Origin of the sequence: Glaciihabitans sp. UYNi722, from assembly GCF_040549465.1 — a bacterium.
Lineage (GTDB): Bacteria > Actinomycetota > Actinomycetes > Actinomycetales > Microbacteriaceae > Lacisediminihabitans.
This window is the reverse complement of the sequence record NZ_JBEPTL010000046.1, coordinates 1-6,304: the sequence shown is the minus strand read 5'-3', so window position 1 is coordinate 6,304 and position 6,304 is coordinate 1. Positions and strand designations below refer to the sequence as shown.

General features: G+C 66.1%; 5 protein-coding genes. 2 read left to right on the top strand and 3 right to left on the bottom strand.

The features are described 5' to 3' along the window. Positions 1–91 precede the first annotated feature (91 nt). Positions 92–1,774, bottom strand: coding sequence for an ATP-dependent helicase (locus ABIB56_RS18255; RefSeq protein WP_502917625.1), 1,683 nt, complete (start codon positions 1,772–1,774; stop codon positions 92–94). Beyond that, positions 1,768–2,718, bottom strand: coding sequence for an NAD(+) diphosphatase (gene nudC / locus ABIB56_RS18250; protein ID WP_354570650.1), 951 nt, complete (start codon positions 2,716–2,718; stop codon positions 1,768–1,770). Before nudC ends, ABIB56_RS18255 begins: the two co-directional genes overlap by 7 nt. An 80-nt stretch (positions 2,719–2,798) precedes the next feature. Between nudC and ABIB56_RS18245 the strand changes: the two genes are divergently transcribed. After that, entirely contained in the window at positions 2,799–3,797 is a 999-nt protein-coding gene (locus tag ABIB56_RS18245; protein WP_354570649.1) for a phosphotransferase, read from the top strand. A 5-nt stretch (positions 3,798–3,802) separates the two neighbouring features. On the opposite strand, the gene ABIB56_RS18240 is transcribed toward ABIB56_RS18245, so the two are convergent. Beyond that, positions 3,803–5,149: an MFS transporter gene (locus ABIB56_RS18240; protein WP_354570648.1), complete on the bottom strand. Its 1,347-nt coding sequence runs from the start codon at positions 5,147–5,149 to the stop codon at positions 3,803–3,805. A 122-nt stretch (positions 5,150–5,271) separates the two neighbouring features. Between ABIB56_RS18240 and ABIB56_RS18235 the strand changes: the two genes are divergently transcribed. Beyond that, complete coding sequence (locus tag ABIB56_RS18235) at positions 5,272–6,132, top strand: LysR family transcriptional regulator (RefSeq protein WP_354570647.1); 861 nt, start codon at positions 5,272–5,274, stop codon at positions 6,130–6,132. The last annotated feature ends 172 nt before the right edge of the window (positions 6,133–6,304 follow it).

Genomic DNA, 6,304 nt, shown 5'->3' with positions numbered 1-6,304 from the left:
GCCGCTCACGCTGGCGACGCCGACATCAACAAACAGCGAAACGACATCATTATCGAACCCGCGGACACATCCCATAAACGCGACTGTAGTACTAGGCCAGCTCGGCGAGGAAACGGCTCGCGCGCCGCTCCCCTCCGCGCGCAGATCCGCCCTTCGCCCATGACAGGTGCAGTCGGTGCCTGGCGCGCGTGATGCCGACGTAGAGCAGCCGGCGCTCCTCGTCGATCGCCGCCTCGGTCTTCGCGTAGGTTATCGGCATGAGCCCCTCGTTGAGGCCGACGAGGTAGACGGTGTCCCACTCCAGGCCCTTGGCCGAATGGAGAGTCGCCAGCGTAACGGCCGACATCGTTGGCTCGTGCTGGGCCGCCGAGCGCTCGAAGAGTTCGTCGACGAACTCGCGCAGCGTCGTGGCCGGCGGCGACGCTTCGGCGAGTCCCATCAGCGCGTTGAGTGATTCCCAACGGTCGCGAACAGCGCCTCTCGCCTCCGGCGCGGTCTGGGTCCAGCCGAGGGAGCGCAGCACGTCGCTCACCGTCTTGAACAGTGGCTCGCGGGTGGCGCCGACGACTGCTCCCTTGAGCATCATCAGCGCCTGCTTCACCTCCTGCAGTTCGAAGAATCGGGTGCCGCCCTTCAGCTGCACACTCACCCCCGCATCGGTCAGCGCTGTCTCCAGCACGGCCGACTGCACATTCACGCGGTAGAGCACCGCGACATCCTGCGGCCTGGTGCCCGCCGCTATCCGCTCGGCGACCTGCTGCGCCACGGCGCGGGCCTCAGCGACGTCGCTCGCGTAGGTGGTGATGGTCGGCTCGACCTTGCCGGGTTCGCCGGTGGCGGCGTGCAGCGCCAGCGCACCGGGCCGACCCTTCATCAGCCTGTTCGCGGCATGCACGATGGTGGGCGTCGAACGATAGTTCTGCTCGAGTCGCACGACAGTCGACTCCCGGTAACGGCGGGGAAAACCGAGCAGGAAGTCGGCGGATGCCCCGGCGAACGAGTAGATCGTCTGGCTCGCGTCGCCGACCACGCAGAGGTCCTGCCGATCGCCGAGCCAGAGGTCGAGCAGCGACTGCTGGAGCGGAGAGACGTCCTGGTACTCGTCCACTACGAAGAAGCGATATTGCTCACGCACCTGCTGGGCCACCCGAGGCTCCGACTCGATCATGCCGGCGGTGGCCAACAGCACATCCTCGAAGTCGAGCTGGCGCCGTTCGTCCTTCACCGATTCGTAGGCCCCGTGCAGCGCGAGCATCTTCTCGGCGTCGAGCAGCACCGGCAGCGGGCGAGTGCCGATGACATCCGCGTACTGGTCGATGGTGAGCCGCGAGACCTTACGCCACTCGATCTCGGCGGCGAGGTCACGCAGCGTGGCGGTGTCGAGTTTGAGCCTGAGGGTCTCGGCAGCGTGACCGAGCACACGGCCCTTGCTGTCCAGGATGCGCGGCATGGTTCCACCGATCACCTGCGGCCAGAAGAACCCGAGCTGCGAGAGCGCGGAGGCGTGGAAGGTGCGAGCGGCGACGCCGGTGGCACCCAGCTGTCGCAGCCTGCCGCGCAGCTCCGCGGCGGCACGTGAGGTGAAGGTGAGCGCCATCACACGCTCCGGTGCGTAGACACCGGTTGCGACGCCATAGGCGATGCGATGCGTGATCGCCCTGGTCTTACCGGTGCCGGCGCCGGCGAGCAGGCAGAGCGGGCCCAGGAGAGTCTCGGCTGCGACGCGTTGCTCCTCGTCGAGCCCTTCCAGCAGCGTCTCGGCCGCAGTCACCACTGAATACGGTCGTCGATGGGACCGCCGTACCAGTCCTCGATGATGGCGCGGGCGATGGATGTGCGACCCGGCAGTGAGATCTCGTCAAGGGATGCTGCCAACTCCTCACGACTGAACCAGCGAAGGGCGAGAATCTCCGCTCCATCCGGCGTGAGCGTCGACTCCACGTTCGGGTCGACTCGCGCGGTGAACCCGAGCATCAGCGACGCAGGGAACGGCCATGGCTGAGATCCACGGTAGACCGGGTCGATGACCCTGATGCCGGACTCCTCGAAGACCTCGCGGATAACGGCGCTCTCGAGCGACTCCCCCGGCTCCACGAAACCGGCGAGCAGGGAGAAACGATTCTTCTCCCACAGCGCGTTGGATCCGAGCAGGATGCGATCCTTCGAGTCGATGATGCCCACGATGATCGCGGGATCGGTGCGCGGGAAGACGTCGCCACCGTCCTCAACACTGCGACGCACCCAGCCGCCGAGTTCCGGCACTGTGCGCGCCCCGGTCCGCGGGGAGAAACCGTGCGAAGCGTGCCAGTTGGCGAGGGCGAGCGCCGCGGTGAACAGGCCTGCCTGCAGGTCGCTGAGCTTCGTTCCGAGCATCCGGAGATTGCCCCATGCCGCCGGATCAGGGTTGATGGATTCTGCTATCTCATCAGAGAGCACCGCAGCCACGAAGGCGACACCGGTGGAGTCCTCGCCGATCGCGCGGCCGAGATAGAGCTGAAGCTGCTCGGCGGGAACGGATGCCGTCGGCAGCAGCGCGAGGGCGCCATCGTCGTCGAGCAGCGCGTTGCCCTTCCACAGCAGCAGCACGCGTGTTGCAGTATCCGCCCAGAGCCGCTCGAACAGTTCGGGTTCGTTGCGGCTCAGGTAATCGCGGTCGAGCTCGTGGCGCGAGAGTGGAAGGGATGAGGCGGGAAGGGGCGGCAGGAGCTCTTGAGGCAACGAGGAACCAATCATCGAAGGAGGCGGGAACTGCGTGGCGTTCGTGGCCGGCCGGCAACCTACGACCTACCCTGTCAGGTATGGCCAGATCCCATCTCACTCTAGCCGCGCTGGCCACCTCGGCCGTAGCGGGCCTCGACGTCGCGGCAGCCAGCAGTTTCGGCACTGGCAGCCTCGGCGATTTCGAGTCCGCGCTACTGACCGGGTGTGACGGGCGCCACTGGATCATCCGCGTCCCCACCTCAGAGCGGGCGGAGGCCGAACAGTCCGCCGATCTCGTCGCGCTTCGCGCGCTCAGCGCTGGAGTGCGCTCCCGCCTGCCGTTCACTGTTTCGACCTTCGCCGGGCAGGCGCCGATCAGCGGCACCCGCGCCGTCGTCTACGAATTCATCTACGGGTCGAAGGTCGCGCTCAGTGCGATACCGGCCGGTGACGGTCTCGCCGCCGCTATCGGGCGAGCGATTGCTGCGATCCACACCCTGCCTACGAGTTTCGTCGCGGATGCTGGCCTGCCCGTGCTCACGCCGCTCGAGATACTGCGCAGCACCATCACGATCATGGACCGCGCCTCGGCCACTAACCTCGTGCCGGCCTCGCTGCTCGGCCGCTGGGAGCGGGCAACCGAAGACTCGGCGCTCTGGCAGTTCGCTCCGACGGTGATCAACGGGTCGCTGGGAGCCGAATCGTTCCTCAGCTCAGACGATGAGGTCAGCGGCCTGATCGGCTGGCAGAGTCTCAGCGTCGGCGACCCGGCCCGCGACCTGTACTGGCTACTCGGGGCCCGCGGCGAATATGTCGCGGAGTCGGCCTTCGACGCCTACAACCTGGTCCGCGGAAACGGCGACCGCCAGATCAAGCAGCGCGCCATGCTCTATGCGGAGCTGGAGATCGCCAAATGGCTGCTGCACGGCGCGCAGGAGCGCAGCACCGAGATCGTGGATGATGCGGTGCAGATGCTGCACGGCCTCGTCGACACCGTGCAGGACGATATCGAGCAGAACCTCACCCACAACACCATGCCGGTGATGGCGGTGGACGAGGTCGAAGCGATGCTCGACCGCGACCAGCGCCGCGCCTGACCCGCCTAGGACGCCTCGGCGGCACGGACCGCGCGCGGCACGATCTGCACGAAGCGCTTGCGGCCACGAAGGCGGATCTTCAGCGAGAGTTTGCCTGAGCGCGCCAGAACGATGGCAATTACCACTGCGGCGATGGCCGGTACGATTCCTGCGATCGTCATCGCGACGTGGACTCCGAACCGATCGGCGATCGCACCGGAGATCGGACCGCCGAGCGCCTGACCGCCGAGCATGATCATCGAGTAGATGGACATGACCCGGCCGCGAATCGAGCGGTTGGTCGACAGCTGCACGATGGACTCCGCGCCCGTCGCGAAGAGGAGCCTGGTGATCCCGATGCTCACGAGGAACACGAGGAACAATGGCTCCCACGGCGCGAGGCCGGCGAGGATCAGTGCCAGGCCGAACAGCCCGGCGGCGAACATGATCGTTCTCAGGCGCACATTCATGCGCCTCGTGGACAGCACGGCGCCAGACAGAGCTCCGACCGCAGCCGCCGAACTGTAGAGACCGTAACCGGTCGCACCCGTCCGGTAGACGTGATCGGCGAAGGAGACGAGCAGCACCGGCAGCGTCATCCCGAACATGGAGACGAAAGCGAGCATGAGCATCGGCCAGAAGATGGTGGGCTTGGAGAACACGTAGCTGAGACCCTCGCGGATCTGGCCCTTCGACCGCTCTGCTCGTGGCGAAGGCAGCAACTCCCGCACCCGCATGCAGCCGAGAGTAATGACCACCACTGTCGCCGCGATGGCGTTGACACCGATAGACCAGCCGGAACCGACGAGGGCGATCAGCACACCGCTGATCGCGGGGCCGAGCAGCCCGCCGAGGTGGAAGATCGAGGCGTTGAGGCTGATGGCGTTGCGCAACCTGCGGTGGCCGACCATCTCATTGACGAAGGCGGATCGCGCAGGACCCTCGACCACGGCCACGAGGCCGAGCAGGAAGGCGGTAGCCCAGACTTCCCCGACGGTGACCACGCCCATGAGAGTGACCACTCCGAGCCACGCGCAGAGCAATACCGTGACCGACTGGGTGGTCATCATGAGCTTGCGCTTATCCACCCTGTCGGCGATGAGGCCGCCCCAGACGCCGAAGAGCAGTACGGGGGCGAACTGCAGAAAAACCGTCACGCCGACGAGTGCGACGTTGTGGGTGAGTTCGTTGACGAGCCAGTCGATCGCGATCTTCTGCATCCACCCTGAGGTGTTCGCGATGACCTGCGAGATGACGTAGAGCCGGTAGTTGAAAACGCGCAGGGCGTCGAAGGTATCGCGCCAGCGAGGTCGTTGGAGGAGGACGGGGATGGGCTCGGTTGCCGGGCTGATCGCCGGCGATTCTGTTGTCACGTTCTTTCCTGCGTTACGGTGCGTTTCGTATAGTGCTTACAACGTTAGGCGACCAGTGGTCATTCGCTAATAGAATCGAGACTATAAGTCCCATTACGTTGCGTTATGGCTGGTGATTGTCGATGTTCGATCCCGTTCTGCTCAGGACGTTCGTGGTGGTCGCGGAAACTCTCAATTTCACCAATGCCGCGCAGCTGCTCGGACTCAGCCAACCCACGATCAGCCAGCACATCCGCAAACTCGAAGTCGCAGCGAACCGCAACCTCGTGGTGCGCGACACACGCGAGGTGCGGCTGACCGACAACGGTGACGCAATGCTCGGATTCGCCCGCACGATCCTCGCCGCGCACGACCAGGCGAGCAGCTATTTCACCGGATCCGCGATGCGGGGACGACTGCGGTTTGGCTCGGCGGACGACCTGGCCCTCACCCAGCTGCCGCAGATCCTTCGCGACTTCCGGCAGCTATATCCGCACATCAATCTCGAACTCACGGTGAACCAGAGCGGCGTGCTCACCCGTCGCCTGCAGTCGGGCCAGCTCGACCTGGTCTTCGTGAAACAGGAGTCCGACAGTCAGGTCGGTCGGCTGGTGCGCCGCGACCGGATGGTGTGGGTGGGTCATCGCGACCTCAGACTCGAACCCGGCAAGCCTGTGCCCCTCATCGCCTACCAGGCGCCGAGCCTCAGCCGCACGGTGGCGATCACCGCCCTCGAATCCATCGGGCGCACCTGGCGGATCACCTGCAACGTGCGCGAGATCAATGGCGTACTGGCTGCGGCGCGGGCGGGCATCGGCATCGCCGCCTTCCCCCAGAGTCTCATCCCGCCCGACCTCACCCAGCTGCCTTCGGCCCTCGGGCTGCCGGAGCTCGGTGACATCGACTTCCGACTGCTGGACAACCCCGCCTCAGCTCGCGAACCGATCGACGCCCTCATCACGGCGATCATCGGTCGACAGAACTCGGTACCGATCGCGCATTAGCGTCATCCGCGCTGATCTAGCGCTGTCGTGTGGGGGGGGGGGGGGGGGGGGGGGGGGCCCCGCCCCCCCCCCACACCCCCCCCCCCCCCCCCCCCACAACCCAGAAGCGGCGCCCGGGCCCCCCCCCCCACCCGACAGGCACGGAGGGAATTAGAATACACCCGGAACCCCC